11 protein-coding genes are annotated in these 16,059 nt (G+C 66.0%); 8 read left to right on the forward strand and 3 right to left on the reverse strand.

Features of this window, described 5'->3' with window-relative positions; translation table 11 throughout:
• Positions 1-24 precede the first annotated feature (24 nt).
• The 6 genes from ACR9Y6_RS18545 to ACR9Y6_RS18570 all read left to right on the forward strand — a co-directional run bounded on the left by ACR9Y6_RS18545 (position 25) and on the right by ACR9Y6_RS18570 (position 10,843).
• On the forward strand, positions 25-1,593 hold the full coding sequence (locus ACR9Y6_RS18545) for a transglutaminase-like domain-containing protein (RefSeq protein WP_481282615.1): 1,569 nt from the start codon (positions 25-27) through the stop codon (positions 1,591-1,593).
• Positions 1,594-1,650: 57 nt separating this feature from the next.
• A complete protein-coding gene (locus ACR9Y6_RS18550) occupies positions 1,651-4,638 on the forward strand; it encodes a TonB-dependent receptor (protein ID WP_481282616.1) in 2,988 nt (995 codons plus the stop codon).
• A 74-nt stretch (positions 4,639-4,712) separates the two neighbouring features.
• The gene (locus ACR9Y6_RS18555; RefSeq protein WP_481282617.1) at positions 4,713-7,355 is read left to right on the forward strand and encodes a membrane dipeptidase; all 2,643 of its coding nucleotides are present in this window, start codon (positions 4,713-4,715) and stop codon (positions 7,353-7,355) included.
• A gap of 70 nt (positions 7,356-7,425) precedes the next feature.
• Positions 7,426-8,013 (forward strand): M15 family metallopeptidase, encoded by a 588-nt coding sequence (locus tag ACR9Y6_RS18560; protein ID WP_481282618.1) that lies wholly within the window; start codon positions 7,426-7,428, stop codon positions 8,011-8,013.
• A 2-nt stretch (positions 8,014-8,015) separates the two neighbouring features.
• The gene (locus ACR9Y6_RS18565) at positions 8,016-9,053 is read left to right on the forward strand and encodes a serine hydrolase domain-containing protein (protein WP_481282619.1); all 1,038 of its coding nucleotides are present in this window, start codon (positions 8,016-8,018) and stop codon (positions 9,051-9,053) included.
• 173 nt (positions 9,054-9,226) lie between these two features.
• Entirely contained in the window at positions 9,227-10,843 is a 1,617-nt protein-coding gene (locus ACR9Y6_RS18570) for an NAD+ synthase (protein WP_481282620.1), read from the forward strand.
• A 268-nt stretch (positions 10,844-11,111) separates the two neighbouring features.
• Here ACR9Y6_RS18570 and ACR9Y6_RS18575 read toward each other — a convergent pair whose 3' ends face one another.
• Positions 11,112-11,939: an outer membrane protein assembly factor BamD gene (locus ACR9Y6_RS18575; protein ID WP_481282621.1), complete on the reverse strand. Its 828-nt coding sequence runs from the start codon at positions 11,937-11,939 to the stop codon at positions 11,112-11,114.
• 69 nt (positions 11,940-12,008) lie between these two features.
• On the opposite strand from ACR9Y6_RS18575, the gene rluD reads away from it, so the two are divergent.
• Entirely contained in the window at positions 12,009-12,983 is a 975-nt protein-coding gene (rluD, locus tag ACR9Y6_RS18580; RefSeq protein WP_481282622.1) for a 23S rRNA pseudouridine(1911/1915/1917) synthase RluD, read from the forward strand.
• A 2-nt stretch (positions 12,984-12,985) separates the two neighbouring features.
• Positions 12,986-13,726, forward strand: coding sequence for a peptidoglycan editing factor PgeF (pgeF, locus tag ACR9Y6_RS18585; protein ID WP_481282623.1), 741 nt, complete (start codon positions 12,986-12,988; stop codon positions 13,724-13,726).
• Positions 13,727-13,732: 6 nt separating this feature from the next.
• Here the strand turns inward: pgeF and otsA are convergent, their stop codons facing one another.
• Positions 13,733-15,148, reverse strand: a complete 1,416-nt coding sequence (gene otsA / locus ACR9Y6_RS18590; protein WP_481282624.1) for an alpha,alpha-trehalose-phosphate synthase (UDP-forming) — start codon at positions 15,146-15,148, stop codon at positions 13,733-13,735.
• Positions 15,145-15,930 carry a trehalose-phosphatase gene (gene otsB, locus ACR9Y6_RS18595; protein ID WP_481282625.1) on the reverse strand — a complete coding sequence of 262 codons (786 nt, stop codon included), beginning with the start codon at positions 15,928-15,930 and terminating at the stop codon, positions 15,145-15,147. The genes otsA and otsB overlap by 4 nt, the downstream gene beginning before the upstream one ends.
• Positions 15,931-16,059: the final 129 nt, after the last annotated feature.

Below are 16,059 nucleotides of genomic sequence, written 5' to 3' on the forward strand. Positions count from 1 at the left end.
CGGTTGCATCGGGGATACCGAACGGTGAAAGCGGCCTTACGAAACGCGACGATTCGCCCGGTGCTGGCGGCGTGCCTGCTCGCCTCGCTAGCCGTCACCTCGGTGCCAGCCCACCCTGTCGCCTCGACCCCGGTGGGAGCCGACCCTGGCGGCGATGCTCCTCCAAGCCCTGTGGGAGCCGACTCCGTCGGCGATGCCCCCTCGAAGCAGATAGATGCCGGCCACTTCAAGACCGCCGAAGCCCTCATCGCCAAGGCACTCACCCAACCCGACCTCACCCCCGCGCAACGCGACACTCTGCTGTTCCAGCGCGAACGCATGCGACGCATCCTGCTCGACTTCACCCTCGACGCCGATGCGGTCAAGACCCGCCTGCGCAAACAGATCCCCGACCTCACCGACGCGGAGTTCGCGAAGTGGGACGCCGCCGGCCTGCTCGAAAAGCAGGTGATCGACGGCCGCACGCTGTACTTCAAGCGTTCTCCGGGGAACCTGTTCCGGATCAGCGCGGAGGCGCGTGAGCGACGCAAGGAACAGACGCCCTTCGACGACGGCCCGAACGAAGTCCTCAACGACCACCACCGCGCCGTGCGCGCCGCCGCCTTGGCAAGTCGTACCAGCAGCGTGCTGCCGCGCCGCGAGAGCGTCACCCAGGTGCTCACGGTGAAGGCCGACGCGGTACCCGCGGGTGAAACGATTCGCGCCTGGATTCCCTATCCACGCGCCATCGCGGGCCAGCAGGGAGGCATCCGCCTCACCGGTAGCGAACCGGCCCGGGTCGATATCGCTCCCGAGTCGAGCCTGCAGCGCACGGCCTACCTCGAAAAGAAGGCCGAAGCGGGCAAACCCACCGAATTCTCGATCACCTACGAGGTGACGCTCTACGCGCGCTATGTCGACATCGATCCGGCGAAGGTGACGCGCACTCCGATCACGCCGGCGCTGGCGCCCTATGTCGCCGAGCGCGCGCCGCACATCGTCTTCACCGAGGCCATGCGCGCGTATTCGAAGCGCGTGGTCGGCAACGAGACGAACCCCTACCGCATCGCGCAGAAGCTGTTCGCCGCCGTGGACACGATTCCCTGGGCGGGCGCGCGCGAATACTCCACGATCTCGAATATCGGCGATTACACCCTGCATGCCGGGCACGGCGATTGCGGCGAGCAGACCCTGCTGCTGATGACCTTGCTGCGCCTCAACGGCATTCCGGCGCGCTGGCAGTCGGGCTGGATCTTCTCCGATGGCAAGTACAACAACATCCACGACTGGGGGCAGGTGTACCTGGCCCCGTATGGGTGGGTACCGATGGACGTGACCTTCGGCCGCCTGCTGGCCGGAGCGGACGCGAAGCCGGGCGACGACGCCCTCGAGTGGTTCTACCTCGGCGGCCTGGATGCCTATCGCATCGCCTTCAACGACGACTACTCGCAGCCGTTCACGCCGCCGAAGACCTTCTTCCGCTCGGAGACGGTCGACTCGCAGCGCGGTGAGGTCGAGTGGAAGGGCGGCAACCTGTATTTCGACCAGTGGGATTACGACTTCCGGTGGCACCGTGTCGATACACCGCGCGGGGGCGGTGGCACGGCGCCCTGACCGGGTAACGCACGACAACCCGAAACATCATCTTATGGGAGTGGGGAGATGGGGGACATGAAGACGAACCGGCGCATGTTGCGTCACGGCGCCCTGTGCATGGCGATCGGCCTGGGCCTCGCCCTGTCCGGCAGCGCCTCCGCCGCGAATACCGACGGCACGATCGTCGGTCGCACCAAGGCGGGCGCGACCGTTACCGCGCGCGATCCGGCCACCGGGTTGACACGTACGGTAACCGCCGACGACGCGGGCAACTTTCGCCTGCCGTACCTGCCGGTCGGCCGTTACCAGGTGGACAGCAGCAAGGACGGCAAGCCGGTGGCGACCACCGCGGAGGTGACGGTGAGCCTCGGCAACGCCACCACGGTGAACCTCGTCGAGCGCGGCGCGACCGGCACCACCGAGCTCGAAGGCGTGCAGGTGAGCGCGCCGGTCGTCATCTCCGCGGTGGATGTCAGCTCCACCGAAACCGCGACGAACATCAGCCGCGAGGAAATCCGCCGCCTGCCCGTGGACCAGAACGTGCAGTCGGTGGCCTTGCTGGCGCCCGGCGTGAACAAGGGCAACGCCGGCTTCGGCGGCATCTCGTTCGGCGGTTCGTCCGTGGCCGAGAATTCGTTCTACGTGAACGGTCTCAATGTCACCGACTTCTACAACCGCAACGGTTTCTCCGAGGCGCCCTTCGCGTTCTACCAGGAATTCCAGGTCAAGACCGGGGGCTATTCCGTCGAGTTCGGCCGCACCACCGGCGGTGTCGTCAATGCCGTGACCCGCTCGGGAACGAACGAGTTCAAGGCCGGCGCGGAGATGACCTTCGAGCCCAGTTCCTGGCAGGCCACGACGAAAAACCGCTATTGGGACGGCGAGCGCTACATTACCTCGTCCGAAGACCACTACTCGCGTACCAAGATGAACGTGTATGCGTCCGGCCCGATCGTGAAGGACAAGCTGTTCTTCTTCGCGATGTACGAAGCCCGTGGATACACGCCGCAGAACACCGATAACCAGGGCACCGTGCTCACCCAGAACGACACCGACTCCGGTTTCTGGGGCGCCAAGATCGACTGGCACATCAACGACAAGAACCTGTTCGAGTTCATGGCGTTCTCCGATAAGGACAAGAACGTCGGCTCGGTCTACAACTACGATTACGCCACGCACACCAAGAGCGACAAGAACGACGAGATCTACAGCGATACCGGCGGCCGCAACTGGAACGGTACCTTCACCAGCTACCTCGTCGACAACCTGTCGATGAAGCTGATGTACGGCCGTAACGAACGCGAGGACTTCACCCGGGCCCAGTCCGATATCGACTGCAATCCGGTGGCGAAGGTATCGGCGGTGCCGGGGCCAGGTGTCCCGCTGGGCTGTAGCACCAGCACCGCGGTGATCAAGCGTAACGACACGCGCAAGCAAGGCCGCGCCGACTTCGAATGGACGCTGGGCGACCACCTGGTCCGTTTCGGTTACGACCATGAGGTGGACACGTCCGACTATTCACGCCACTACCCCGGCCCGGGCGCGTATTACTACAACATCTACGCCACGACACCGGGCGCCACCATCGAAAACGGCGGCGTGGTGCCGGCAGGGTACAACGCCTATGTGCGTGCGCGCCGCTACGAGATCGCGGGTACGTTCGAGACGACCAACAACGCGTTCTACCTCGAGGACAACTGGAACATCACGCCGGACTTCCTGTTGAACGCGGGCCTGCGCCGGGATGCCTTCGACAACAAGACGGGCGAGGGGTCCAGCTACATCAAGATGGACAACATGATCGCGCCGCGCCTGGGCTTCTCCTGGGACCTCAAGGGCGACGGCACGACCAAGATCTTCGGCAACCTCGGCCGGTACTACCTGCCGGTGGCCAACGTGATCAACATCAAGCAGGCCGGTGGCCTGCTCGACCAGCGCACCTACTACGCCTTCGACGGGTACCAGGTACTCGATCGCAACGGTTCGCCTTACGCCCTGCCGATTCTCGGGCCGCAGATCGGCCCGGTGGACGATTCACAGGGCAATGGCCGCGTAGGCGACCTGCGTGCCGAAGTCGACAAGAACATGGATTCGGTCTATCAGGACGAGGCCATCCTCGGCTTCCAGCAAGCCATCACGGACAAGTGGTCGTGGGGCGTGAGCGGAACATACCGGAAACTGCACAATGCCATCGACGACATGGAGATCAGTGCCACGCCACAGTGCGGCGGCGATGGTTACATCGGCTACGTGATGGGCAATCCGGGCCGCAAGCTCACCGTGTATGGCGACACCAATTGCGACGGCACGCCCGACGGCTACATCAATATCGATACCTCGAAGCAGGGGTGGGCGATGTACGACGCCGACGGCAATTACCTCGGCCAGCGTGGCTGGAAGAAGCCCCGGCGCTCGTTCGGCTCGCTGGAGTTCCAGGTCGACCGCGCGTGGGACGAGAAGTGGATGTTGAACGCGTCGTACGTGCTGTCGTGGAGCCGTGGCAATGCCGAGGGGCCGGTGAATTCCGATACCAATTTCGACGACACCGGCCGTACGGAGAACTTCGACGATCCTTGGGTCAACCTGTCCGGAGGCTACCTTCCGAACGATCACCGCCACCAGTTCAAGGTTCGCGGAACCTATGCGATCAGCAAGCAGTGGCAAGTGGGCGCCGACCTGACGGCCCTTTCCGGCAGCCCGATCACCGGCTATGGCGTAGGCAATCCGTACGACGCCACCGTGTACCACAGCTACTTCATCTGCGTGGAGAACTGCGCCGATCCCGTGTCCCAGAACCGCGTCTACCAGCGGTCGCCGCGAGGCGAGGACCGTACGCCCTGGACATTCAACCTCAACGCCAGCATCACCTACCTGTTGCCATTGGATGAGAAGAACAACCTTCGCGTGAAGTTCGCGGTGTATAACCTGCTCAACCAGCAACGCACGCTCGGCGTCGACCAGGACTTGCAAACCTCGGTCGGCGGGCTGAATCCCACGTACCTGCAACCCCAGCGCTTCCAGTCGCCCCGCTTCGGCCAGCTGACCGTCTCGATCGACTTCTAAGCCAAGGCCAGGAAATCGGGGGGGAATTCAGGAGGTGGAATGTCGGTGGAGTGGTGTAACTACGGGAGGCACGAATGAAGCGAACCCTTGGCCTGGCCTTGTTGTTCTGCGCGGCCGCGCAGGCGCAGGACCATCCGCTCACGCTGGACACGCACGTCGACATTCCCCTGTCGTACATGCACGACCCGAAGTTCGACGCCGGCAAGGACGGTCCGCTCAAGGTGGACCTGCCGAAGATGCGCCGCGGCGGTCTCGACGCGGCGTTCTTCGTGATCTATGTGGAGCAGGGACCGTCGACCCCGGCGGGGTACGCGAAGGCGGTGGCACAGGCGGCGCGCAAGTACGATGCCATCGACCGGATGCTGAAGCGGTATCCCGAGTGGATCCGGGCGGCACGCACGCCGGCGGATGTCCGTGCGAACAAGGCGGCCGGGCGGTTGTCGGCCATGATAGGCATCGAGAACGGCTATTCGCTCGGGCACGACCTGAAGCGCCTGGACGCGGCCTATGCGCGGGGTGCGCGTTACATCGGGCTGGCGCACGTCGGCAACAACGATCTCTGTGGCAGTTCGTTGCCCCGCAAGGAGCTGGGCGACAAGGTGGACAGCAACCTCGGCCTGACCGATTTCGGCCGGCAGGTGGTGACGCGGGCCAATGCGCTGGGGATGATGGTGGACGTGTCGCATGCGTCGGACGCCTGCGTCCGCGATGTCCTCGCGTTGTCGAAGGCGCCGATCATCGCGTCGCATTCGTCGTCCCGGGCCGTCACCGATCATCCACGCAACCTGCCCGACGACCTGCTGGCAGCCATCGCCGCGAAGGGTGGCGTCGTCCAGGCCGTGGCGTTCAAGGAATTCCTGAAGAAGGATCCGGAGCGGGCGGCCGCCGAGAAGGCCTTGCAGACGCGGGTGGCACGCGAGGCGGGCGACAAGGAATACGACAGCGAAAAGCACGATTACCTGCCGTCGTATGTCGAGGGCATGAAGGCCATCCAGCGCGAGCATCCTCTCGCCACCCTGGACGATTTCCTCGACCACATCCAGCACATGGTGAAGGTGGCGGGTATCGACCATGTGGGCATCGCCTCGGACTTCGACGGGGGTGGCGAGATCACCGGGTGGATGGACGCCTCGGAGACGCGCAACGTGACCGCCGCGCTGAAGCGGCGCGGCTTCTCCGACCAGGACATCGCGAAGCTCTGGAGTGGCAACCTGCTGCGTGTATGGGCGGCCGATGAAGCCGCTTCCGCCGCGTCGCTCGACGCCCTCGTCGACGAGGCGGTGTCGCGCTATCGCATTCCCGGCATCGCGGTCGGGGTGATCCAGGATGGCAAGGTGGCCTATACGCGCACGGCGGGCGAACTCGTCGCCGGTTCAGGCCGCAAGGTGGACGGGCGGACCCTGTTCAAGATCGCTTCGAACAGCAAGGCCATGACCACGGCGCTGCTGGCGCGGCTGGTCGCGGCAGGCAAGCTGGATTGGAGCGATCCGGTGACGAAGTACCTGCCGGACTTCCGCATGAACGATCCATGGGTGACCCGCGAAATCCAGGTACGCGACCTGGTTATCCACAACAGCGGCCTGCGCGAAGGCGCGGGTGACCTGATGCTCTGGCCGGAACCGAACGACTTCGCGCGCAAGGACATCCTCGCCGGCCTCGCTTACCTCAAGCCGGAACACAGCTTCCGTTCGCGTTACGCCTACGACAACCTCCTTTACGTCGTGGCGGGCGAGGTAGCCGCGGCGGCTGGCGGTGCCTCCTACGAAACGCTATTGCGCCGCGAGGTATTCGAGCCGTTGGGACTCTCCCGATGCCAGGTCGGCCGCTGGTCGCGCGACGGCGTGGGGAATGTCGCCCAACCCCATCGACAGGGGGAGCACGGCAACGAAGTGGTGAACGGCGATCCGGCGACGGTTCCCGCGATCACCTCCGCCGCCGCGGGCGGCGTGCGCTGCGACCTCGACGACATGCTCCGCTGGGCCGGCAATTGGCTGGCTCCCGATGCGGCGCAACTGGCATGGCTGGGCGCCGCGCAGCGCGAACCCTTGTGGTCGATCCAGAATCCAATGCCCGTGGGCAAGCGCCGGAAAGCCTGGAACGACACGCATCTCTACGGTTACGGCTATGGCTGGCGGCTGGCCGACGTGGACGGGCAGTGGAGCGTCTCGCACACGGGCACGCTGTCCGGCATGTATTCGACGGTGAGCTTGCTGCCGGAGCGGCGCGGCGGATTCGTGATCCTGATGAACGGAGGGAGCGAGGACGCCCGCGATGCCCTGGCCGCGGTCTTGCTCAAGCGGTTCACGGCACCGGACGAAGCACATACCGTGGACGAATACGCCGACCGCATCGCCGCCGAGTCGTCGGCCCCGGGTGCCTCGCGTGCGCCGGACACCTCGTCGCGCGTGGCCGCTTCCGCCAGCGAAGCGAACGGTTTGCTCGGCATCTGGCGCGACCCCTGGTTCGGCGAGGTCAGCATCTGCCCCGGCAAGCAAGGCGTGCGCTTCGCCGCGGTCCGCTCCCCGGTCATGACCGGTATGCTCGAACGCGTGGGCACGCGTTATCTCGTGCAGTGGAACAGCCCGCGCATGGACGCCGAGCCGTGGTTGGACCTTTCAACACCGGACCAGCTGCGCCTGACCAAGGTCGATCCCGATGCCGATTTCAGCAACGACTATGAAGACCTGGCTTTCACTCGCGTGCGGGCTTGTCCTTAGCGCGCACGCTGCCGATGCCCCGCCACGGGTGTCACCGGCACGCACGCCGCACGAAGCGGGACTCACCGATATGCGTTCGCTGGTGCCCGATATCGCCGAGGACATCCGCTACGCGGGAAGCGACAACTTCACCGGTGCGCCGGTGGATGGCTATCGCTCGGCCAGGTGCCTCCTGCGCACGGCTGCCGCCGAGGCACTGGCGCGCGTGGAGATGCATCTGCGTGAGGACGGGCTGCGCCTGCGCATATGGGACTGCTACCGGCCGGCACGTGCCGTCGCGGCCTTCGTGCGTTGGGCGGGCGATACCGGCGATACACGGACCCAACCCGCGCATTACCCGAACCTCGGCAAGGACAAGCTGCTGGGCGAATATATCGCACCTGTTTCCGGACATAGCCGCGGCGCCACCATCGACCTCACGCTGATGCGCTGTGCAGGGAATCGTTGTGCGCCACTGGACATGGGCACGGACTTCGACTTTTTCGATCCGCGTGCGCATACCGACTATCCGGGCATCACCGCCGCGCAGCGTGCGAACCGCCAGCGCCTGTCCCGCGCGATGGCGGCGGAAGGTTTCGTCAACTACCCGCAGGAATGGTGGCATTACTCGCTGCCTTCCGCGGCCACCGACACGATCTACGACGTTCCCGTGGAGTGAGCATGCGCCTGGTCGTATCGCTGGCCCTTTGTGCCTTCCTCGCCGGCTGCGTCGCGTCGCCATCGCGTGACGTGGCGTTGGACGTATTGATGAAGCGTTACGACGGCGACGGCCCGGGTGCCTCGTTGTTGGTGATACGCGACGGCGTGCCCGTTGTCCGGCGAGGCTACGGGTTCGCCGACCTTGAACGACGCGTGCCGGCCTCGCCGCAAACGAACTATCGCCTTGCCTCGGTGAGCAAGCAGTTCACCGCGACGGCGATCCTCCTGTTGGCCCAGGATGGCAAGCTGTCGCTGGACGACCGCGCCCGCCGCTGGTTGCCCGCGCTGCCCGCCGCGGCCGACGCGATCACCATCCGCCAGTTGCTGAGCCACCAGGGTGGGCTGATCGACTACGAGGACGTCATGCCCGCCGATACGCGGGTGCCGCTGCGCGACAGGGACGTGCTCGACCTGCTCGCCAGGACCGATCGTCTCTATTTCGTTCCAGGCACCTCGTACCGCTACAGCAACGGGGGCTATGCGATGCTCGCGCTGATCGTGGAGAAGGCCTCGGGCAAACCGTTCCAGGATTTCCTTCGCGAGCGCATCTTCCTGCCATTGGGCATGACGAACACCCTGGCCTATGTGCGGGAAGGGCCGCCCGTGCCACACCGGGCCTTCGGATACAGCGCCGAGGGCGGGCGCTGGGTCCGTACGGACCAGAGCATGACAAGCTCGGTGTTGGGAGATGGCGGCATCTATTCCTCGATCGACGACCTGGCGCGTTGGGATGCCGCTCTATACGACGACCGGCTCTTGAGCGACGCGTCGCGCAAGGCCGCCTTCACGCCCTGGACGCCCACCGACGATCCCTCGGTACGGTACGGCTACGGCTGGCGGATCACCGGCGAGACGCTGTGGCATTCGGGCGAGACCATCGGCTTCCGCAATGTGATCGTGCGATATCCGGGACGTCACCTCACCGTGATCCTGCTGACCAACCGCAACGATCCCGAGCCCTACGAGACAGCGGTGCACATCGCGAACCTCTATCTGTAGCGTCGCCTCACAGATCCGATAACGGCCCGGGACGACCCTGGATAGCGGCCTGGACGAACCTGGTGGGAGTCTGGTGGGAGCCGACCTTGTCGGCGATCCCGCGGCAGCGGGCCAGTCACCCCCCACCCCATGTCTTATCATAGGCAGTCCCCCCGCGACCGCACGGATCCCCGATGTCCACGTTCCGCTTCGCCCTGGCCCAGTACGACTTCCCGGTAGGCGCCACCGCTCAGAACGCCCGGCGCGTGAAGGCACTGGCCGATGAAGCGCGGGATCGCCTTGGCGCTTCGCTGGTCGCCTTTCCCGAATTGACCCTCTCGGGCTATCCGCCCGAAGACCTGCTCCAGCGTCCGAGCTTCCTCGAAGCCTGTGGGCGCGAACTCGCGGCGCTCGCACCGGAGATCCGCGGTATCTCGGCCATCGTAGGCCATCCCGAAACGCGCGGTGAAGTCTTCAACGCCGCCTCGCTGATCCGCGAAGGCAAGGTCGAGTGGACCTATCAGAAGCAGGCCCTGCCCAATTACACCGTCTTCGACGAAAAACGTTATTTCCAGCACGGCCAGGCCACGCGGGTTTTCGTGATCGAAGGCGTGCGCGTGGGCATGCTCATCTGCGAGGACATCTGGGAGGCCGAACCGGCCGCCCATGCCGCGCAGGCGGGGGCGGAACTGATCCTGGTGATCAATGCCTCGCCCTACGACCGCCGACAGGCGGCCACGCGCGAGGAATTGCTGCGCCAGAGGGCCACGGAGAACGGGGTACCCATCGCCTACGTGAACCTGGTCGGTGGCCAGGACGACCTGTTGTTCGATGGCCATTCCGTGCTCGTGCAGTCCGACGGCGAAGTGGTCGCCCGCGCGCCGTCGTTCGAGGAAATGCTGCTCACCGTGGAATACGACACCGTGACGAAGCGCCTCGCCGCGATCGACTGGCCGGCTCAGGACACGCGTTCGCCGGAAGCGATCATGTACGCGGGCCTCGTGCGCGGCGTGCGCGACTACATCGGCAAGAATGGCTTTTCCGGCGTGCTGCTGGGACTTTCCGGCGGCATCGATTCGGCACTCACGTTGGCGATCGCCGTCGATGCGCTCGGCAAGGACAAGGTCACGGCCGTGATGATGCCCACGGTGTACACGTCCGACCTGTCATTGCGCGAAGCGAAGGCGCAGGCGGAGCACCTGGGCGTCGAGTACCACGTGTTGCCGATCGAGGGGATCTACGAGGCCTTCACCGGCACGTTGGCGCCGGTGTTCGAAGGGCGCGGGCCCGACATCACCGAGGAGAACCTGCAATCGCGTGCGCGCGGCGTACTGCTCATGGCGATGTCGAACAAGACCGGCAAGCTGTTGCTGTCCACGGGTAACAAGAGCGAGATGGCGGTCGGTTACGCCACCCTCTATGGCGACATGTGCGGCGCCTATGCGCCACTCAAGGATGTCTACAAGACCACCGTCTACAGCCTCTCGCGCTGGCGCGCGGCCATCGATGGCGCGATCCCTATGGCGGTCATCGACCGCCCGCCGTCCGCCGAACTGCGCCACGAGCAGACCGACCAGGATTCCCTTCCGCCTTACGACGAACTCGATGCCATCCTCGAGCACTTCATCGAGGGCGAGGCATCGGCCGAGGACATCATCGCCGCCGGCCACGACGACGCGACGGTACGCCGGGTGATCCGCATGGTCTTCATCAACGAGTTCAAACGCCGCCAGGCGGCGCCAGGGCCCCGTGTGACCACGAAAGCCTTCGGCCGCGAACGCCGCTACCCGATCACCTCCGGCTGGCGCTGATCCCCATCTCGATCGCTGTTGTGGACTCAGCTGTTGTGGGAGCTGTTGTGGGAGCCGACCTTGTCGGCGATCCCGCGGCAGCGGGCCAGTTCATCGCAAGCACCCATCGCCGACAAGGTCGGCTCCCACAAACAGCTGGCTTGACTAGAGGGTCGGCTCCCACAAACAGCTGGCATCACCAGAAGGTAGGCTCCCACCAGGGGACCGTGCCTTTCGCGAAAACGAAAAAGCCGGCTTGCGCCGGCTTCTTCGTCGAACCACTGAAAGGTCAGTGGTGACCCGAGAACGGGATCGCCTTGCGCCAGATCGAAGGGTGGTGCGGCCAGTTCGGGTCCGTGAGGTACGGGTGGTCCGGGTAGTTCAGGGCCAGCACCTGGCGGGTCTGGTCGGCCAGCGGCTTGCGGTCCAGGGCGATATAGCTGCGCGTGAGGATGGCCAGCGCGTCGGCGGTCTCCGGCGACTGCTGGTAGTGCTCGATCACGTACTGGGCGCGGTCGGCCGAGGCGATGTACGCCTTCGTGCGCAGGTAGTACTCGGCCACGTTGACCTCGAACCGGGCCAGCTGGTTGCGCAGGAAGATCATGCGCTGGCGGGCGTCGGTGGCATACGCGCTGTTCGGATACCGCCGGGTCAACTGGCTGAAATCGTCGAAGGCGGTGAGGTTGAAACCCTGGTCGCGGCGGGTGGAAGCGCTGTTGCCACGCTGCAGGTAACGCTCGATCAGGCCGCCGGTTCGGTCGAAATTGATCAGACCGCGCAGGTAATAGGCATAATCAGCATGCTTATGGGTCGGAAACGTCTTGATGAAGCGGTTGATCGTCGAGTAAGCGTCGTCCGGCTTGTTGTCTTTGTACTGCGCGTACGCGAGTTCGATCTGGGACTGCTCGTTGATGTCGCCCGACGGGAACCGAGCGATGAGGCGTTCATACGCCTTTTCCGCCGCGGCATAGTCGGAATGCTCCAGCGAGTCGTGGGCCGTGGCATAGAGCCGGTCGACCGGCATCGTGTCGATCGTCTCCTTCTTGCTGCGGAACATCGAGCAGGCGCTCATCGACAGGGCGAGGACGAGCAGAATGGTGATCTTGGTTGCACGCATTGAGAGAGTTCGGATGCTTGAGCGAAAGGGCATGATAGCCGAAACCGGCCGTGGGCCGGGCGGGGCGGTATGACGACGGTCAGACATGAGGCCACCGTGCCGGTGGCGGCGGCGGGTCGGCGTTTCGACCAGTCCCTGGCCGAGATGTTCCCCGATTATTCCCGATCCCGCCTCACGGGCTGGATCAAGGAGGGCAAGGTCCTGCTGGACGGGGCCCGGGTGGCCCCGCGCCACCTGCTCCGGGGCGGCGAGCGGGTAGAGCTCGAGGCCGAGCTGGAGAGCGAGGTGGATGCCCAGCCCGAGGACATCGCGCTGGATATCCGCTACGAGGACGGCGACCTCATGGTGGTGGACAAGCCCATGGGGCTGGTCGTCCATCCCGGGGCGGGCAACGCCGCCGGGACCATGCTCAACGCCTTGCTGCACCACAATCCGGCCCAGGCCGAGTTGCCGCGCGGCGGTATCGTCCATCGGCTGGACAAGGACACCGCCGGCCTGATGGTGGTGGCCAAGAGCATCGCGGCGCATACGGCGCTGGTGGCGATGCTGTCCCGGCATGACGTGCACCGGCAGTACGAGGCGGTGGTGCTGGGCACCATGGTGGCCGGCGGCACCGTGGACCAGCCCATCGGAAGGCACCAGCACGATCGCCTGAAGCAGGGCGTGCGTGACGTGGAGGACGGTGGCAAGGAAGCGATCACCCACTATCGCGTGCGCGAGCGTTTCCGCGCGCATAGCGTGATCCAGTGCAACCTGGAAACCGGCCGCACCCATCAGATCCGCGTGCATATGGCCCACCTCGGCCACCCGCTGGTCGGCGACCAGCTCTATGGCAACGGGCTGCGCCTGCCGCGCGGCGCCAGCCAGGAGCTGATCGACGCGCTGCGCGGCTTCCGCCGCCAGGCCCTGCACGCCGAGAAGCTGGCCTTCGAGCACCCCGTGACCGGGGAATACCTCGAGTTCGATTCGCCGCGCCCGGCCGACCAGGAGGCGCTGATCGAGGCGCTTCGCGCCGATACGGCGCTGCATCCCATCGAGGACTGAGCATGGACGGCGCCTGGATTGTCCCGGACTGGAACCCCCCGGCGCACGTTCGTGCCACCGTATCTACGCGGCAGGGGCCGGGCATTTCCCAGCCGCCGTACGACCGGCTGAACCTCGGCCTGCGCTCGGGCGACGATCCCGCCGCGGTCGTGTCGAACCGGGAAGCCCTGGCGGCGGCCCTGGACCTGCCCGGGCCGCCGTTGTGGCTGCGCCAGGTGCACGGCACCGAAGTGGCCGAAGCCGGCGTGGAGGGTGACGACGAACCGGTGGCCGATGCCGCCGTGGCCCACGGACCCGGCAAGGTGCTGGCGATCCTCACCGCGGATTGCCTGCCGGTGCTGTTCGCCAGCGCCGACGGCGGCACGATCGGCGCGGCGCATGCGGGCTGGCGGGGGCTTGCCGCCGGCGTGCTGGAGAACACCGTGGCACGGATGGGCGTACCCGCCGGCTCCGTCCTCGCCTGGCTGGGACCGGCCATCGGCGGCCCCTCCTACGAGGTGGGTGCGGAGGTGCGCGCGGCCTTCGTCGAGGGAGACCCGGGCGCGGAGGAGGCCTTCTCGCCGACACGGCCGGGGCACTGGCTATGCGACTTGTACGTGCTGGCGAGGCGGAGGCTGGCCGCGATCGGGGTGACACGGGTTTCCGGGGGCGGCTTCGATACGTACCGGGACGAGCGGCTTTATTCGTACCGGCGCGATGGCGCGGTCAGCGGGCGGTTCGCTTCGCTGATCTGGACGCGTTGACGCGGCTCAAGGCGCGGTCATCGGCGTCGGCACATAGATTTCGGGCTTCACCCGCGGCGGTTCCGTCAACGCATGCAGGAACGCATTGCGCCATGCGGTGATGTCGTTGCGCTCGAGCACGTCCATCATCGACTGCCAGCGCATGCGGCGTTCCTTCTGTGGCATCTCCAGGGCGCGTTTCAGCGCCTCGGACACCTCGTCCAGGTCGGAAGGGTTCACCAGCAGTGCCGCATCCAGTTCCTGCGCCGCACCCGCGAAGCGGGACAGCACGAGCACGCCGGGATCTTGCGGGTCCTGGCAGGCGACGTATTCCTTCGCGACGAGGTTCATGCCGTCGCGAAGCGGCGTGACCAGGCCGACCTTGGCCACGCGGAAATAACCCGCCAGCACCTTGTGCGCGAACGACTTGTTCACGTAACGGATCGGCACCCAGTCCGGCTCGGCGTACTGCCCGTTGATATGCCCCGCGCTGCGTTCGAGCTCCCGTCGCAGCGAGCGGTATTCCGGCACGTCGGAGCGCGATGGCGGTGCGATCTGTAACAGCGAGACGCGGCCGCGCATCTCCTTATGGTCGCGCAGCAGGCGGGCGAATCCCTCGAAACGCTCGGGCAGGCCCTTGGAATAGTCGAGGCGGTCCACGCCGATGATCAGCGCGCGGTCGTCGATCGAGGCCCTGAGCTTGGCGACCGCGCCGCTGTCCTCGGCGCGGTGGGCGAGTTCGACGGCTTCGGCCGTGTCGATGCTGATCGGGAACACGCCAGCGCGGAAGATCCGTCCGTTGGCGGCGCGGATGCGGCCGCCCGTGCGCATGGCGGCACCCAGTTCATGCAGGAAGTAATCCTCCAGCGCGCGCAGGTCGCGCTGGGTGTGCAGGCCCACCAGGTCGTACGAGGCCAGGGGTTCGAGCAGTTCGCGGTGTCGGGGCAGGGTGATCAACAGGCCGGCCGCGGGCAGGGGCGTGTGCAGGAAGAAGCCGATCTTGTTCTCGACGCCGAGTTCGCGAAGCATCGCCGCGAGCGGAATCAGGTGGTAATCGTGGACCCAGACGATGTCGTCTTTCCGGATCAGCTTCGCCACGCGCTTGGCGAAGACGCGGTTGACACGCAGATAACCTTCGAGGTGGTCGCGCCGGTAATCGACCAGGTCGGCCCGGTAATGGAACAGCGGCCACAAGGCGCGGTTGGCGAAGCCGCTGTAGTAGTCGTCATGGTCCGCCTTGGACATGTCGATGGTCGCGTAGCTGATGTGTCCGTCCTGGACTTCGTGCACTTCCTTGCCGGTTTCGGCGGCGAGGTTGCCGCTCCACCCGAACCACAGTCCCCCCATTTCCTGCAGCGCCGCGTTCATGGCGGACGCGAGGCCACCGGTTTGCGTCTGCTTGGGCAGTGCCACGCGGTTCGATATGACAACTAGTCGGCTCATCGTGCCCTTGCGGCTCCCTGCGTCAGCGTGGCGTTCACGGAATCCAGCCAAGCATGGACGGCAGCCGGGCTAGGCAATGTGAACGTGGCCTGCGAGGGCGTCCGTGTGCCGACGCGAACGGATGCGCCGCCGCGTTCGTTGACCACGGCGAAGGCGTGTTCGTCGGTGAGGTCGTCGCCGAGGTAGACCGGCGCGCGGCCGCGGAAGGGCGGTGAATCGAGGAAGGCGGCGACGGCCACGCCCTTGTCCATCCCGCGCGGCTTGAACTCGTACACGTAGCTGCCCGGTTGCAGTTCGAATCCGGGAAAACGCGCGGCGATGGCCGGGGCGATCCGGTCAAGCTCGTCCGCGCGCTCGGGATGCTCGCGGCAGTGCAGCGCCACCGACCAGCTCTTGTCTTCCACGCGCACGCCCGGCAGGGCCGATGCGATGTCGTGGACGATGTCGCGTAGCCGGGCCAGTTCGTCCGTGTCCACGGGAACGGTGCTCGTGCGGCCTTCGCCGTCACGCCGTTCGAGGCCGTGTTGTCCGGCGGCGGCCCAGGCGGTCCTGCCGAAGATACGGTCGAGGCCGGCGATGGCGCGGCCACTGACCAGGGCCATGGCACCTCCCAACGCCTGGTTCAGCCCATCCAGGGTGTCCAGCATCCCGGGCGGCAGGAAAACGGCTTCGGGGTCGTCGGCGAACGCCAGCAGGGTGCCATCGGCATCGAGGAAGAGTGCCGTGTCCGGCGTGACGAGGTCGACGGGCGGTGGAGGCAGGGTGTCGCGGGCGGCTGTCACGAAAGCTCCATCTGGCAGCGATCCCGTCAGGATGCCTTCCGTTACGTGAAAAAAGTGATGCCCTGTTTCCCACCCCGGCGTTGAAGGCGCATGCTTCCACCCGCATCTGTGTGGCCAGAGGCGGTCGCG

The organism is Luteibacter sp. TLI7-4A, assembly GCF_056754745.1.